The sequence below is a fragment of the Polaromonas sp. CT11-55 genome, assembly GCF_047303325.1.
Classification (GTDB): domain Bacteria; phylum Pseudomonadota; class Gammaproteobacteria; order Burkholderiales; family Burkholderiaceae_C; genus Polaromonas.
Map to the genome: position 1 here is coordinate 1 of NZ_JBKBEX010000028.1, position 14,699 is coordinate 14,699.

The 14,699-nt window shown below is 67.1% G+C and carries 15 protein-coding genes; 8 read left to right on the top strand and 7 right to left on the bottom strand.

Annotation, left to right across the window (positions count from 1 at the left end):
• Nucleotides 1-759, bottom strand: a 759-nt coding sequence (locus ACEN8I_RS20310; RefSeq protein WP_413330439.1) for a LysR family transcriptional regulator, incomplete at its 3' end; no start/stop codon positions are given.
• Between the two features lie 132 nt (nucleotides 760-891).
• On the opposite strand from ACEN8I_RS20310, the gene ACEN8I_RS20315 reads away from it, so the two are divergent.
• The gene (locus ACEN8I_RS20315; RefSeq protein ID WP_413330440.1) at nucleotides 892-1,527 is read left to right on the top strand and encodes an NADPH-dependent F420 reductase; all 636 of its coding nucleotides are present in this window, start codon (nucleotides 892-894) and stop codon (nucleotides 1,525-1,527) included.
• Nucleotides 1,528-1,767: 240 nt separating this feature from the next.
• Entirely contained in the window at nucleotides 1,768-2,442 is a 675-nt protein-coding gene (locus ACEN8I_RS20320; RefSeq protein ID WP_413330441.1) for a porin family protein, read from the top strand.
• A 92-nt stretch (nucleotides 2,443-2,534) separates the two neighbouring features.
• Here ACEN8I_RS20320 and ACEN8I_RS20325 read toward each other — a convergent pair whose 3' ends face one another.
• Entirely contained in the window at nucleotides 2,535-3,857 is a 1,323-nt protein-coding gene (locus tag ACEN8I_RS20325; RefSeq protein ID WP_413330442.1) for an ATP-binding protein, read from the bottom strand.
• Nucleotides 3,858-3,867: 10 nt separating this feature from the next.
• The gene (gene ompR, locus ACEN8I_RS20330; RefSeq protein WP_074575082.1) at nucleotides 3,868-4,617 is read right to left on the bottom strand and encodes a two-component system response regulator OmpR; all 750 of its coding nucleotides are present in this window, start codon (nucleotides 4,615-4,617) and stop codon (nucleotides 3,868-3,870) included.
• A 291-nt stretch (nucleotides 4,618-4,908) separates the two neighbouring features.
• Here ompR and ACEN8I_RS20335 point away from each other — a divergent pair, with 291 nt between their 5' ends.
• The 3 genes from ACEN8I_RS20335 to ACEN8I_RS20345 all read left to right on the top strand — a co-directional run bounded on the left by ACEN8I_RS20335 (nucleotide 4,909) and on the right by ACEN8I_RS20345 (nucleotide 6,767).
• Entirely contained in the window at nucleotides 4,909-5,442 is a 534-nt protein-coding gene (locus ACEN8I_RS20335) for a hypothetical protein (RefSeq protein WP_413330443.1), read from the top strand.
• 66 nt (nucleotides 5,443-5,508) lie between these two features.
• On the top strand, nucleotides 5,509-5,826 hold the full coding sequence (locus tag ACEN8I_RS20340) for a hypothetical protein (protein ID WP_413330444.1): 318 nt from the start codon (nucleotides 5,509-5,511) through the stop codon (nucleotides 5,824-5,826).
• 62 nt (nucleotides 5,827-5,888) lie between these two features.
• Nucleotides 5,889-6,767 (top strand): alpha/beta hydrolase, encoded by an 879-nt coding sequence (locus tag ACEN8I_RS20345; RefSeq protein WP_413330445.1) that lies wholly within the window; start codon nucleotides 5,889-5,891, stop codon nucleotides 6,765-6,767.
• Here the strand turns inward: ACEN8I_RS20345 and ACEN8I_RS20350 are convergent.
• Nucleotides 6,739-7,947, bottom strand: a complete 1,209-nt coding sequence (locus ACEN8I_RS20350) for an alpha/beta hydrolase family esterase (RefSeq protein WP_413330446.1) — start codon at nucleotides 7,945-7,947, stop codon at nucleotides 6,739-6,741. The genes ACEN8I_RS20345 and ACEN8I_RS20350 overlap by 29 nt on opposite strands.
• Before the next feature lie 277 nt (nucleotides 7,948-8,224).
• On the opposite strand from ACEN8I_RS20350, the gene ACEN8I_RS20355 reads away from it, so the two are divergent.
• Complete coding sequence (locus ACEN8I_RS20355; RefSeq protein WP_413330447.1) at nucleotides 8,225-9,172, top strand: rhodanese-related sulfurtransferase; 948 nt, start codon at nucleotides 8,225-8,227, stop codon at nucleotides 9,170-9,172.
• 21 nt (nucleotides 9,173-9,193) lie between these two features.
• Entirely contained in the window at nucleotides 9,194-9,883 is a 690-nt protein-coding gene (locus tag ACEN8I_RS20360) for a glutathione S-transferase (RefSeq protein ID WP_413330448.1), read from the top strand.
• 106 nt (nucleotides 9,884-9,989) lie between these two features.
• Here the strand turns inward: ACEN8I_RS20360 and ACEN8I_RS20365 are convergent, their stop codons facing one another.
• Complete coding sequence (locus tag ACEN8I_RS20365; RefSeq protein ID WP_413330449.1) at nucleotides 9,990-10,421, bottom strand: Lrp/AsnC family transcriptional regulator; 432 nt, start codon at nucleotides 10,419-10,421, stop codon at nucleotides 9,990-9,992.
• A 154-nt stretch (nucleotides 10,422-10,575) separates the two neighbouring features.
• Between ACEN8I_RS20365 and ACEN8I_RS20370 the strand changes: the two genes are divergently transcribed.
• Nucleotides 10,576-11,679: a saccharopine dehydrogenase C-terminal domain-containing protein gene (locus tag ACEN8I_RS20370; RefSeq protein WP_413330450.1), complete on the top strand. Its 1,104-nt coding sequence runs from the start codon at nucleotides 10,576-10,578 to the stop codon at nucleotides 11,677-11,679.
• A 9-nt stretch (nucleotides 11,680-11,688) separates the two neighbouring features.
• On the opposite strand, the gene sbcB is transcribed toward ACEN8I_RS20370, so the two are convergent.
• Together sbcB and cls are read right to left on the bottom strand one after the other, a co-directional pair.
• Nucleotides 11,689-13,158, bottom strand: a complete 1,470-nt coding sequence (gene sbcB / locus ACEN8I_RS20375; RefSeq protein WP_413330451.1) for an exodeoxyribonuclease I — start codon at nucleotides 13,156-13,158, stop codon at nucleotides 11,689-11,691.
• 19 nt (nucleotides 13,159-13,177) lie between these two features.
• A complete protein-coding gene (gene cls, locus ACEN8I_RS20380; protein WP_413330452.1) occupies nucleotides 13,178-14,635 on the bottom strand; it encodes a cardiolipin synthase in 1,458 nt (485 codons plus the stop codon).
• Nucleotides 14,636-14,699 lie beyond the last annotated feature (64 nt).

A 14,699-nucleotide genomic window follows, 5' to 3' on the forward strand; every position in this document is an offset into this window, starting at 1 on the left:
AGCCCAGGTTGACCAGGGTCTGGCCGTAGAGGCGCGGGCGGCCCCGCCCCCCCCCCGGGGGGGGGGGGGGCGGGGGGGGGGGGTTGCTTCCCCCCCCCGGTTGGGGGGGGGGGGGCGGGTATTCCCGGGCCCGCCCGCGTCGCGCATCAACCATTGCCGGATGCGGCCCGTGGCGCTGGAGCGCATGAGGATGCCGCTGAGCGCGGCCAGGCCCGCGGGGTCGGTGGGTGGCTGGCGGCCGGCCATAAAGGCGGGCGAAGCCACGGCGACCAGGTGGATGGGCGCCAGGGGGCGTGACACCACACCGGGCGAGAGCTCAAAACTGCCGCCTATGGCCGCGTCGTAACTCTCGGCGATCAGGTCGACCGGGCGGTTCTCGAAATACCAGTCGGGGCGCACCAGCGGGTAGCGCGCTAGGAAGGCCGGCAGCAGCGGCAGTATGTGTTCGACGCCAAAGGTGGGCGACATGCTGACCTTGAGCGGGCCGGCGGGCGCGCCGCTGTGGTCGGCCAGGGCCGCGATGGCGGATTGCAAAGCATCGAGGTTGCCGCCTATCGATGCCAGGAAGCGCTCGCCGGCTTCGGTCAGGGTGAGCTTGCGCGTAGAGCGCTGGAACAGCCGCACGCCGAGGTTGCGCTCCAGCATGGCGACATTGCGGCTGACGGCCGCCGGTGTCAGCGCCAGGCGCCGCGCGGCTTCGGAAAAGCTGCGGCTTTCCGCGCTGCGCACAAAGGATTCGAGGTTGGCCAGGGTTTCCATCGCCGAATCTTAAAGCAATGCTTGAAGATCATTCAAGCCATTACCTCCTTATCAAAACACAATCCAAATCCCATCATTCACTCCATCAACAACCCGATGAGCAACCTCATCAACAACCCAAGGAGTGAATTCATGTCTACCCCCACCAACAACAGCAGCGCCAACACCCCCAGCATAGGCATCATCGGTGCCGGCGCCATAGGCTCGGCCATCGCCACCGTCCTGGCCCGCCACGGCATCCCCGCCACACTGTCCAACAGCCGCGGCCCGGACTCGCTCAAGGACAAGGTGCGCGAACTGGGCCCGACCATCCAGGCCGGCACACGCGAAGAAGCGGCCGCCAAGGACATCGTGTTCGTCGCCGTCAACTGGGGCCGCCTGCCGGCCGCACTGGCCGGCCTGCCCGATTTCGGCGGCCGCATCGTCATCGACACCAACAACCCTATCGAGGCGCCGCTGTTCAAGCCCGCAGAACTGAACGGCCGGCTGTCGAGCGAAATAGTGGCGGACCTGGTGCCGGGCGCGCGCGTGGTGAAGGCTTTTAACCACCTGGCCGCAGCGCTGCTGGCCGCCGACCCGGCCGACCGGGGCGGCAAGCGCGTGTTGTTTTATTCAGGCGACGACGCGGCCGCCAAAGCCACCGTGGCCGCGCTGATCGCCCGGCTCGGCTTCTCGGGCATAGACCTGGGCGCGCTGGCCGTGGGTGCACGGCTGGCGCAGTTCCCGGGCGGCCCGCTGCCGATTCTCAACCTTGTGCATTTCGCTTGAGGGCCACCGCCAGGCCTGACCCGTCGCTGACGGAACAGGCCCGGTGCGGTGTGCAGCGCTGCGTAAAGTCACAATTTTTTTACCGAGGGTTTACCAGCGCTAGACCGCCGCTATACCCGGCCATCGCTCAATGGCGGTGCGCAGGGTCCTGCGCGGCCTGGGCTGAACCAGGGCACTTGTTGCCCGCCCAGGCAGGTCAGAAGCTGCCGGTGCCATGCGCCGGCTTTTTCCGGAGAAAACATGAAGTTCACCTATTCATCCAAATTGTTGTGGCTGTCCACCGCTGCACTGTCCCTGGGCGCCGCGCTGGCGCAACCGGCACAGGCGGCGCCGCTGGCAGCGGGCTCACAGGATGTTTATATCGGCGGCAATATCGCCGCCAGCCGCGCGCCCGGCCTGGGCGGCAGCATTGACGGCGCCCTGGCCAACCAGGGGCTGGGCAGCAGCACCTCGACCGGCACGCCGGGCACCTCGGGCGGCCTGCGGCTGGGCTACCGCCTCAATCCCAACCTGGCCTTTGAGGCCAGCTATGACCGCATAGGCTCAACGAGCCTGCAGTCGGCCATCGCATCGCCGGCGGCGGACAGCGCCTCGGGCACCTGGAAGGCGCACGGCTTTGGCCTGCATGTGCTGGGCATCGCGCCGCTTGACAACCAGTGGTCGGTATACGGACGCGCGGGTGTCGAGCAATGGCACACCTCGCTGGATACTGCTTCGGCCACCGGCAGCACCGCCAATGTGTCGACGACAGGTTCCAACACCTCACTGGCGCTGGGCGCCGGTGTCTCTTACGCGATCTCGTCCAATGTGGATGCCACGGCGGAGTTGGTGCGCTACAACCGCGTCGGCACGTCCTCTACAGGCAGCAGCGCGGTGAACCAGGTCAACTTCGGCCTGCGCTACCACTTCCTCTGAGCGTATTTTTGACAACACCCTGAAGGCAGGGTGATCCCAAGGCCGGCGCCCGCGCGCCGGCCTTTTTTGTTTTTATCGTTGGCAGGCGCGGCTCAGGTCCGCGGCAGGCTGATCCGGGCACACAGTCCGCCGCTTGCGGCCGGCAGCAGTTCAAACCTGCCGCCATGCGCGCGCACGATGCGGTCCACGATGGCCAGGCCCAGCCCGGCGCCGGGCGGGCCGCCGCGCGTGCTTTCAGCACGGCGAAAAGGCTGCTTCAAGGCCTCGGCCTGCGCGGCGGCAATGCCGGTGCCGTGGTCCGTCACCTCTATCCAGACCGAATCGCCTGACGTGCCGCTGCCGGTGGCAATCGCAACCGGCGGCAGGCCGTGGCGCCAGGCGTTTTCGACGAGGTTGACGAGCACGCGGCGCATCGCGCGCGGGCGCAGGGGCACAGCCGGCGGGTTGCCGGCCTCCAGCGCTACCGGCATGCCCTGGCCAGCCGAGGCGGCCGCCACTTCGGCCGCCAGCGCATCCAGCGACACGGGTACCGGCGCTTCGCTTTCGGTGCTGCGGGCAAAGTCCAGGAACTGGCCGATGATGGCGTCCATTTCTTCCACGCCGCGTGTCATGCGGGCCATGAGTTCCTCATCGGCCTTGTCGCGCAGTATCTCTATGCCCAGGCGCAGCTTGGTCAGCGGCGTGCGCAGGTCGTGCGACACCCCTGCCAGCATCAGCGCGCGCTCATCGTCGGCCTGGGCCAGGCTGCGCACCATCTGGTTGAAGCTGCGGCTCAGGTCGGCGATTTCCGTGGGGCCGTCTTCGGGCAGCGGCTGGGGACTGCCGCCGCCGGCCAGTGTGTGCGCCGAAGCCACCACGCGGCGCAGGGGCCGGTTCAGGTAGCGGTGGATCAGCAGTGCGCCCAGCAAGGCCAGCAAGGCGCTGGTGAGCGAGGCCGCGATCCATGCGCCGGTGAATTCGCGCGCCGGCAGCACGCCGGGCAAGGTCACCCAATGGTCGGCGCCGTCCAGGCGCAGCCGTACCGCCAGGCTGCCGCCGGCTTCACGGCGCCAGATGATTTCGGAGCCCTCGCCTTCCAGCGCAATGCCGCGTGAAGCTTCATTGACGAAGCGCCGCTCAAGCCGGCTCAGGAGCAGGCGCTGGCCGCGGCCGCCGCCCTCGCCGTCGTCCGCAATGCCCTGCATGGCACGGCGGTTGAACTGCGCGACAAAAGCTTCGCGCTGGGCCGGCGGCATGGCGGCCAGGCCGGCGCGGATGGCGCCGACGTTGCGCGCCACCGCCACCGACAGCTGCGCCAGCCGCGGCTTGACGATCAGCTGGCGCACCAGCAGCGCGCTGGCCAGCTGGCCCACCACGACAAGCACCACGATGAGCAGCACGTTGCGCCCGAACAGGCTGCGCGGGAACAGCGTCATACAAACAGCCTCATGGCTTGCCCGCCTTGCCGTGTCTGGCCGCGCCGCCTTCGGGCACAAACACATAACCGACGCCCCACACCGTCTGGATGTGCGCCGGCTGCGACGGATCGGCTTCGATCAGCTTGCGCAGGCGCATGACCTGCACGTCAATGCTGCGGTCGGTGGCTTCGTGGTCGCGGCCATAGGCCAGCTCGATCAGCCTGTCGCGGCCGAGCGGACGGTTGGGGTGCAGGGCCAGCGCCTGCAACAGGCTGAACTCGCCGGTGGTAAGCGGCACGTCCTCACCGTTTTTGTCCAGCCGGCGCGCATCGAGCGCCAGGGTGAAGTCGCCGAAGCGCACCGTGCCCCGGCCGGGCAGCGGACCGCTGTGCGCGCCCAGCATGCGCTGGCGGCGCACCAGCGCCTGGATGCGGGCCAGCAGTTCGCGCGGGTTGAAAGGCTTGGGGAGGTAGTCGTCGGCGCCCATCTCCAGCCCAACGATGCGGTCCACCGGGTCGCCGCGGGCGGTGAGCATGACGATGGGAATGGTTTCGCCCTGCGCGCGCAGGCGCCGGCACACCGCCAGGCCGTCTTCGCCCGGCATCATCACATCGAGCACCAGCACGTCGAAACGCTCACGCGCCAGCAGGGTGTCCAGGGTTTTGGCGTCTTCCAGCGTGCGCACGGCATAGCCCTGGTCGCCCAGGTAGCGCTGCAGCAGGCTGCGCAGGTCGGCCTCGTCGTCGACCACCAGGACCCGGGCCAGTGGCTCGCTCATGGTGACGGGCCTGTCTGCACGAAAAAGGAAACCGCGTTGAAAGCAACCATCGGAAAACGCCCGCAGCAAGAAAGATGCCCCCATGGTAGCGGCCCGCGCGAGGCCGGCCGTCCGGCAAATCATGACAAACGATGACAAAGCCGGGGTTTGTTCATGCCTTGTCATCAAGAGGCCGATTGCCGCCATGCGTGGTTCACATCTGGCGGCCACAGTGGCGTCACGGCGCTGCAATACAGGTTTGCGCGGCGCCGAAAGCCCTCAAACCCCAGTTCAAACTTCCAGGAGTTCGCCATGAAAAGCACGCTTTCCGCCACCGCCCTGACCTGTGCCCTGCTGGCCGCAGGTTTTTCCGCTACCCATGCCGAAGCGTCCGCCCGCCGCGTGGTGCGAGCCAATGCCGACGGCGGCGTCACAGCCACCACGGCCGTCAACCGCCAGGGCCCGAACGGCGGCACACGGGTGCGCAACCGCAGCACGACTGCCGACGGACAAGGCAATGCCAGCACCGCGGGCAGCGCCTCCACCACAGGCCCCAACGGCGCCACCGCCGTGCGTACCGGCCAGGCCAGCCGGAGCGCGGACGGCTCGGCCGAGCGCAGTGGCAGCTTTGCCGCCACTGGCGCCAAAGGCAGCGTGGAAAGCAGCGGCAGCAGCAGCAAGACCGCCGACGGCAGCGTGAACGCCAGCCGCAACACCACGGCCACCAGCGCCGCTACAGGCAACAGCGTGCAAAGCACGGCGTCCTACAACCAGGCCACCGGCGTCACGCGCACCACGACCTGCTACGACGCCACCGGCACGGCCATGAGCTGCCCCTCGCGCTGACAGGGCCCGGCCTTTTTGCCGAACCGGATTCTTCAACACTTTCCAAGCATCATCTGGAGCACTTTCATGACCCCCACCTTCAACCTCCGCGCGCTTTCAATCATGGGCCTGCTGGCACTGGGCGCCACGGCCAATGCCCAGGCCCAGACCCAGTCGCCCAACGCTGGCCGCCTGGAAAAAGCCCGCACCGAACTGCAAAAGCGCTTTGACGCGGCCGACACCAACAAGGACGGCAAGCTGACACGTGAAGAAGCGCAGGCCAAAATGCCCAAGGTGTACAAAAACTTCGATGCCATCGACACCCACCATACCGGCACCATTTCGCTGGCCGACATTGAGACCTTTGTGGTGTCGAAAAAAGGCTCGCGCAAGCCGGCCGGCTGAGCCGCATGCAGGGTTTTGCGTTCTTCCCGTCCCATTGGACGCTGATTGACTGGAGATTTTTCATGACGCTTCTTGCCACCCGGACGCGGCATGCCGGCCTTGTCGCGGCGCTGCTTTTTTCCGCCACCTTGAGCCTGGCCGCGCCGGCGGTACCCGAGGGCGTGCGCCGCATCGCCGACCTGCCCTACGGCCAGGACGAGCGCCAGCGCATGGACGTCTACCTGCCGGCCCCAGCCACGGGCAGCACCGCGAAGGCGCCCGTCATCGTGATGGTGCACGGCGGCGCCTGGATGGTGGGCAACAAGGCCATGCCCAAGGTGGTGGAGAACAAGGTGGACTACTGGGTCAAACAGAAGGGCTATGTCTTTGTCTCGGTCGGCTACCGCCTGATGCCGCAGGCCGACCCCCTGCTGCAGGCGCGTGACGTGGCCACGGCGCTGGCCAAGGCGCAGGGCCTGGCGGCCTCCTGGGGCGGCGACCCGGCGAAGTTCATCCTCATGGGGCATTCGGCCGGCGCACACCTGGTGGCGCTGCTGGCGGCCTCGCCGGCGCTGGCGCGCGAGGCCGGCGCCCACCCCTGGCTGGGCACGGTCGCGCTCGACAGCGCGGCGCTGGACCTGGAGCGCATCATGCGGGCGCGCCACATGGGTTTTTACGACAAGGTTTTCGGCGCCGACCCGGCTTACTGGCGCAGTGTGTCGCCCAGCAGCGTGCTGGCGCCGGACGCCACGCCCATGCTGCTGGTGTGCTCGACGCAGCGGGCCGACGGCTCCTGTGCCCAGTCGCGCGATTTTGCCGCCAAGGTGATGGCCAAGGGCGTGCGCGCGAGCGTGCTGCCGCAGGACCTCACGCACGAGCAGGTCAATGCCACGCTGGGCTTGCCCGGCGCCTACACCGAGGCCGTCGACGGTTTTATGGCGAGCCTGTTGCCTCGTCCTTAGGTTGCGGCACTGGTACGCGGCGGTGGTGGCTGAAGAAGGTCCACATCAGTAGCGAGGCATCGGGCCCTTGGGGTTCGTTGAATTCGAGACTCGCGTCGCCGCCGCTCCAGGCGTGGCCCAGCATGTCGACATCACACTTGACGAGCTGCGGCTTGCGGCCCGCGTACCAGGTGGAGGTCTGGTAGGCATGGCGCGGCCGCCGGCCGCCGCGGCGCTCGGGATGGCGGCGCACGACGGGCCCCTCGCGCGATGCGCCTTGGGTGATGACCGGGCCGTTGATGATTTCAAACTGCTCGGCCAGCTGGTCGGCATTGACCCGCCGCACCACGCTGTCGTGATTGCCATGGATCAGCAGGGCCGGCATGCCCGGGAACTCCGGCTGCTGGCTGGCAAAGGAGCGCGCGGCCGCGCCGTAGGACGAGGCCGAACCGTGCTGCATGGCGCGGTAGGCGCTGAAGGGCGAATGCGTGGTGCCGAACACCGGCGCCGAGTGCATGCCCACGGCCGCAACCAGCTGCGGGTGGTGCAAGGCCACGATAGCGGCCAGCGCGGCGCCGGCCGACAGGCCCGCGACGTAAGTGCGCGAGGCGTCCAGGCCGTGCTTGTTCTGCACCTGGGCGATCATCGCGGCAATCACCTCGACGTCGCCCTCTCCCCGCTGTGTGGCCCGCCTGTACCAGTGCCAGCAACGATGAGCATCGGCCGCGGCCGATTGTTGCGGATAGAGCACCGCAAAGCCCTTGCGTTCGGCCAGCTCGTTCATGCGGGTGCCCGCAGCGAAGTCGGCCGCCGTTTGCCGGCAGCCGTGCAGCATCACGACCAATGGGCGCGGCGCAGCGGGCGTATCGGACACCCCGGCCGCGGTGGCGGGCAGGTAAAGCCAGTACATCATGCGCCGCGCATCGGTGTAGAGGCCGTCCCCCGGCAAAGTGAACCAGGCCTTGCGCCAGGTGCCGGGCAGGCCTGCGGCCGCGCGCGCCTGCGCCGCCGTAGGCCGGCGCGCTTTCCGGGCGGGCTGGGCCGCGGCAGGCTTGACCAGTTTGAGCTGGGGCTTGCGCGGCCTGCCGGCCGGCACGGCCTTGGGCAACAGGCTTTTGAACAGGCGCAATCCCTCCGCCTGCTGGACCTTGCTGACGCGGCGCATGCTTTTCAACCAGAGGCTGCTCAGGCTTTTGGACATGAAGTGCGTTGGAGTTGAGGAGTCATGGAGGACGGCGCGGTGTGGCCCGGGCCGGCGTGCGATTTATAAGTACACGGTTATTTTGCTGCATTGCAGCAAAATGTCTATCGGTCAGGGGCTTAAAGCGATGCCGCCTGGCTTAAATAAAGTGCCTTTCGTCACATAAATCCAGCTGTCAGGGTGCGAAAGCCCCCCCCGTTACCATTGGAGACTTGGCTTACGCCGCTGAAAATGCCTTTTTGGGGCACTCTTGACCTGTTTACCCGCCTTTTTCCTCATGTCCCGTTTCCTGACCGCCGCCCTTTACCAATTTGTTGAACTGCCGGACTTCGCCGCGCTGCAGGCGCCGCTGCTCGCGCATTGCGAGGCGAATGGCGTCAAGGGCACGCTGCTGCTGGCCGCTGAAGGGATTAACGGCACGATTGCGGGATTGCCTGAGGGCGTTCATGCGGTGCTGGCCTATCTGCGCGCCGACCCGCGCCTGGCGAAGCTGGAGCACAAGGAGGCCTGGGCCGAACAGATGCCCTTCTACCGCATGAAGGTGCGGCTCAAGCGCGAGATCGTCACCATGGGCGTGCCCGAGGTGCACCCGGCGTTGATGGCCGGCGAATACGTCAAGCCGCAGGACTGGAACCAACTGATCCATGAGCCCGGCGTAGTGCTGGTCGACACGCGCAACGACTACGAGGTCTCCATAGGCAGCTTCGAGGGCGCGATCAACCCGCACACCAGCAGTTTTTCGGAACTGCCCGGCTGGGTGGAGCGCGAAATGGCCGAAGGCGGCAAGCTGGCTGCGCGCGACGGCAAAAAGCCCAAAGTGGCGATGTTCTGCACCGGCGGCATACGCTGCGAAAAATCCACCGCACTGCTGCGCTCCAAGGGCTTTGAGGAGGTCTACCACCTCGAAGGCGGCATCCTCAAATACCTGGAGACCGTGCCCGAGGCGCAAAGCACCTGGCAAGGCGAATGTTTTGTGTTTGACGAGCGCGTCTCAGTGGGCCACGGGCTCAAGCCCGGCGGCTTCACGCTGTGCCGCTCCTGCCGCGACCCGCTCAGCGAAGAAGACCGCCAGTCGCCGCTGTATGAGCTCGGCGTGAGCTGCCCACACTGCCACGGCAAGACCAGCGACGAACAGAAGGCCGGCTACCGCGAACGCCAGCGCCAGGTCGAGCTGGCCGAAAAACGCCAGGCCGCGCACATAGGCGTGCGCCAGCCCGGTGCCTGATCGCTTCTTGATGGCTTGCCCATGACCGGCGCCCTGCCCGTCCTGTATTCCTTTCGCCGCTGCCCCTATGCGATGCGCGCGCGCCTCGCGCTGGCCGTGAGCGGCGAGCCTTACGAGTTGCGCGAAGTCGTGCTGCGCGACAAGCCGGCCGAATTGCTGGCCGCCTCGCCCAAGGGCACGGTGCCCGTGCTGGTGTTGCCCGATGGCACGGTCATCGACCAAAGCCTGGACGTGATGCTGTGGGCGCTGCAGCGCCATGACCCGCAAGACTGGCTTGCGCCGCCCCAGGCTTCCATGGACGAGATGCTCGCGCTGGTCGCCGGCAACGACGGCGACTTCAAGCGCCACCTGGACCGCTACAAATACCCCAATCGCTACCCCGATGAATCGGCCGGTGATACGCAGGCGTTTGCCCTGCTGCACAGGACGGAAGGCGCGGCCTGGCTGGCAAAACTGGACGGCATGCTGGGGGGCGGATGGCTGTTCGGCGCGCGCGCCAGCCTGGCCGACATGGCCCTGCTGCCCTTTGTGCGCCAGTTCGCCCACACCGATGCCGCCTGGTTCGCCGCGCAAGCCTGGCCAAGGCTGCAGGCCTGGCTGGCGGGCTTTGAGGATGGTGCGCTGTATGCCGGCGTGATGGGCAAGCATGCGCCGTGGCAAGCCTTTTCCCCCTCTCCCTCTCCCTCTCCCTCTGGGAAAGGGTTGGGGTGAGGGCTACGGCCCATGCGCCGAACAGCGAGTATTTGAAGGCCGAACGCCCTCGCCCCTCTCTCTCGGAGGGGGACGGAGCAAGAAGAACCGAAGTCAAGCATGGATGTCAGCGCTGGATACGCGTGGACAACACCACCGAGGTATGGGTGCGCTCTACCCCGTCGAGCAGGCCTATGCCGTCTATCAGCGCATCCAGCCTTTCGATGGAGCCGGCCTGCACGATGGCGATCATGTCGTAAGTGCCGCTGATGGACAGCAGTGAGCGCACTTCGGGAATCTTGCGCAGCGCCGCCTCCACCGTGCCCGTGAGCTTGGGGCCGACGGTGAGCATCACGTGGGCCGACACCTGCGACTGCTCATAGGCCTCACCGGTGCGCGCGCCGTAGCCGGTGATGACCTTGTCGCGCTCCAGCCGCGTGATGCGGGCCTGCACCGCGGTGCGCGACAGCCCGACCTTGCGCGCAAGCAGGGCCACGGGGCAGCGCGCGTTGTCGCGCAATTCGGCAAGCAGGGTCTGGTCTATGGCGTCGAGTTGCATGGCGTCACCTCAAAATAGTCAAATCGCGTATTTAGATAGCCTTTTTATCTAAAGTATGGCGTTATTTTGTCTGAATTGATACTGGTAACTGCATGCCGGGCCTTCCACAATGGGCCATGCCTCGCACCGGGGCACATTCCCCTAGGAGAGCCTTATGAAAAAGATCATGGTCGCAGGCGCCGGAAAAATCGGCTCGGCGATTGCCGCGCTGCTGGGCGCCACCCGGGACTATTCGGTGACGGTGGCCGATGCCTCGCCGGCGGCGCTGGCGGGCATCAAGACCGGCCCGCGCGTGCAGAGGCTGGCGCTGGACATCAGCGACCCGGCGGCCCTGCACGCCGCGCTGGCCGGGCAATATGCGGTGCTCAGCGCGGCGCCGTTTCACCTGACCACACAAATCGCCGAGGCCGCCGTTGCCGAAGGCGTGCACTACCTGGACCTGACCGAGGACGTGGCGAGCACACGGCGCGTGAAGGAACTGGCCGCCGCGGGCGCGCGCACGGCATTGATCCCCCAATGCGGCCTGGCGCCGGGTTTTGCCTCCATCGTCGCGGCCGACCTGTGCCGGCGTTTTGACAGCCTGCACAGCGTGCGCATGCGGGTCGGCGCGCTGCCGCAGTTCCCGTCGAACGCGCTCAATTACAACCTGACCTGGAGCACCGACGGCGTCATCAACGAGTATTGCGAGCCCTGCGAGGCGATTGTCGAAGGCGTGCTGCGCCAGGTGCCACCGCTGGCCGAGCATGAGGAGTTCTCGCTGGACGGCGTGACTTACGAGGCCTTCAATACCTCGGGCGGGCTGGGCACGCTGTGCGAAACCCTGCAGGGCAAGGTCACCCACCTCAACTACAAAACCATACGCTACCCAGGCCATGCGGCCATCATGAAGGTGCTGCTCAACGACCTGCGCCTGCGCGAGCGCCGCCACGTGCTCAAGGACTTGCTCGAAAACGCCCTGCCCGTCACGCTGCAGGACGTGGTCATTGTCTTTGTCACGGTGAGCGGCCAGCGCGAAGGCCGGTTGATGCAGGAAACCTATGCGCACAAGGTCTACAGCCAGGTGGTGGACGGCGTGCTGCGCAGCGCGATCCAGGTGACCACGGCTTCTGGTATCTGTGCGGTGCTGGACCTGCTGGCCACAGGCCGGCTGCCAGCGCGGGGGTTTGTGCGACAAGAAGAAATCGCACTGGGGGACTTTTTGGCCAACCGCTTCGGTAGGGCTTATGCGGAGCACCCGGCCGAACGCGCCGCAGCCTGAGGGCTGCGTTCAGAGGTCTGGCGCGATCGCCTCGGCGTAGTCATACAGCGCGCCCAGGATGGCCTCCCCGCGCTCGTCGGCGGTTTCCGAGAGCACGTCGATGCGCGCAAACAGCGCATCCACATTCCGCGCCCCGCCCTCGCCTTCGAGCAGCCAGGCGACCCGGTGCGCCTCCCATCGTTCGGTGTCTTCGGGCGACAGGGTCTCGGGGAAATTGCGGGCGCGGTAGCGAAACAGCATTTCCTCGAGCCGTTCGTCGTCAAAGCCGGTGCGGCTGTGGGCGAGTTCGGCGGGTGACAGCGCGCGCAACTGGTTCAGCCGCCGGCGGTCGGCGTTGCCGACAAAACCGCCGTAAAGGTCTTCGTCGACGTCGGGTGCGGCCTCCTTGGGGCGCTGGAAGACTTCCGGCCAGATGGCGCTCATGTCGGGCAGGCCTGCGGCTTTTTCGGCATTGTGCAGGGCCGCGGGGATGTCCACGCCCCACTGGGCCGCCATCTCGGGCGTCAGGGTGGCCAGCTTGCGCACCACCATGGGCGACTTGTTGAGGTGGACCGACTTGATGGGCAGGCGCTGCACGCCCTCGGGCAGGTCGGCGGAGCGGCTGAACAGGCGCTGCCGCAGCGTGGCGACGTCCAGCAGCGGCAGTTCGCTGGGGTCTTGCGACAGGTCCCAGGCCAGCAGTTCGTTCTTGTTGGTGGGGTGCGTGGCCAGCGGCCACATGACGGCCAGGCAGCCGCGCTCGGGCGGGAACATGCCGGAGATGTGCAAAAAGGGCTGGGCCGTCTGCGGGCTGGTGGGCAGGCCGAGTTCGGTGGCGACTTTGTCCTTTTTGTGCAGGCTCAGGGCAAAGTCAAAGAGCTTGGGCTGGGCCTGGCGTATCAGCCGCGCCAGCGCGATGGTGGCGCGCACGTCGGACAGCGCGTCGTGCGCCGCATCGTGCATCAGGCCGTTGGCGCGCGCCAGGTCTTCGAGCTTGAAGCTGGGGCGGGTGATCTTGGGGTCATCCGGAAAACGTTCGTCGGGCTTGCGCGGCCAAGCAATGCCTTCGGGCCGCAGCGCGTAGGCCATGCGCACCACGTCCAGCAAATCCCAGCGGCCGCAGTCGTTCTGCCACTCGCGCGCATAAGGGTCTATCAGGTTGCGCCAGAACAGGTGGCGCGTGACTTCATCGTCAAAACGGATGGTGTTGTAGCCCACGCCTATGGTGCCGGGCTGGGCCAGCACGGCCTCGATACGGGCGGCGAATTCATGCTCGGCCACGCCGCGCTCCAGGCACAGCTGGGGCGTGATGCCGGTGAGCAGGCAGGACTCCGGATCCGGCAGGTAGTCGCTGGCGGGCTTGCAGTAAAGCATCAGCGGCTCGCCGATTTCATTGAGCTCGGCGTCGGTGCGTATGCCGGCGAACTGCGCGGGCCGGTCGCGCCGCGGGTTGATGCCGAAGGTCTCGTAGTCGTGCCAGAGAAAGGTGTGGGAGGCCATAGAGCATCTCGGAAAGGGTTTAAAGCAAGGGTGAGAACAGCCGCGCCGTGGCGTCGGCCAGCCGCATCAAAAAGCGCTGCGGCCTGTGGGCGCGCACGGCGACGGCACTGCGCAGGTCGGTTTCAAACTGCTCGGCCAGCGGCCCGGCCAGCGCCGGGCCGTAGACCACCGCCATGACCTCGAAGTTCAGGCGAAAGCTGCGGTTGTCGAAGTTGGCGGTGCCGGCCATGGCGCAGTTGTCGTCGACCACCAGGGTCTTGGAATGCAGCATGCGGGCCTTGTATTCCCAGACCTGGACGCCGGCGGCGATCAGCTCGTCGTAATAAGAGCGCGCTGCGGCGCTGACGATCAGGCTGTCGCTGCGGCGCGGCAAAAGCAGGCGCACGTCGACGCCGCGCAGCGCGGCGCTGGTCAGCGCCATCAGGGCCGGCTCGCCGGGCACGAAATACGGCGTGGTCAGCCAGGCACGTTGGGTGGAGGCGTTGATGGCCGCGACCTGCATGCGGTGTATGGGCTCCAGCGTGGTGTCGGGCCCGCTGGTGACGATCTGCACCGGGATGTCACCGGCCTCGGCGTCGGGCTGCAGCTGCGGCAGCAGTTGCGGCGAGGCGCGCTGCCCGTCGTTCGGAGACTTGCCGGTGGTGTAGGCCCAGTCCTCGAGGAAGGTGGTCTGCAGCCAGCGCACGGCGCTGCCTTCTATGCGCAGGTGCACGTCGTGGTAGGCGTCGCGGCGAGCGCGCCGATCTTCTTCGTCGGTGATGTTGACGCCGCCGGTAAAGCCTATGCTGCCGTCGCAGACCACGATCTTGCGGTGGGTGCGGTAGTTGGTCACGGGGCGCAGCCGCCGGCCTATGCGGGTGTCGTGGAAAAACGCGACCTGGCCGCCGGCGGCCAGCAACGGCGCCAGGAACTTGCTGCCCAGGCGCTTGGAGCCCAGCGCGTCGACCAGCAGGCGCACGGTGACGCCCTGCCCGGCTTTTTCCACCAGCAGGTCGCGCAGCAAGGTGCCTATCTGGTCGGGCTCGAAGATGTAGTACTCGAGGTGGATGTGGTCGCGCGCGCCGCGAATTGCCTTGAAGATGCTGTCAAAGGTGCGAACGCCGCCCGAGAGCAGCTTGACCGAGGTCGCGCTGGACACCGGCAGGCCGCAGGCGGCGGTGCCCAGCGCCGCCATCTGCCGTAAGGCCGCGGGCGCCTTTTCGGCGGCCTCGCGCAGCAGGGCCAGGTCGGCGCCCGCGCGCTCGCCGGCGCGGCTGCGCAGGCGCTTGAGGCGCTGTTTTTTCAGGCGCTGGGGCCCGAGGAAGTAATAAATGACAAAGCCCGCGAAAGGCAGCAGGGCCAGCGACAGTATCCAGCTCATGGTGGACACCGGAGCCCGCTTTTGCATCACGATCCAGATGGACAGCACCGCGATGTAAAGGCTCCAGGCCAGGGAAAGGCCGGTTTTCCATTCGGAGCTGAGTTCGGGGAGCGTCAAGGCGGGAACTGAAAGGGTTGGCGGCGGTGGCGGACAAGAAAAAAGGCCGATAGCGTGATGCTAC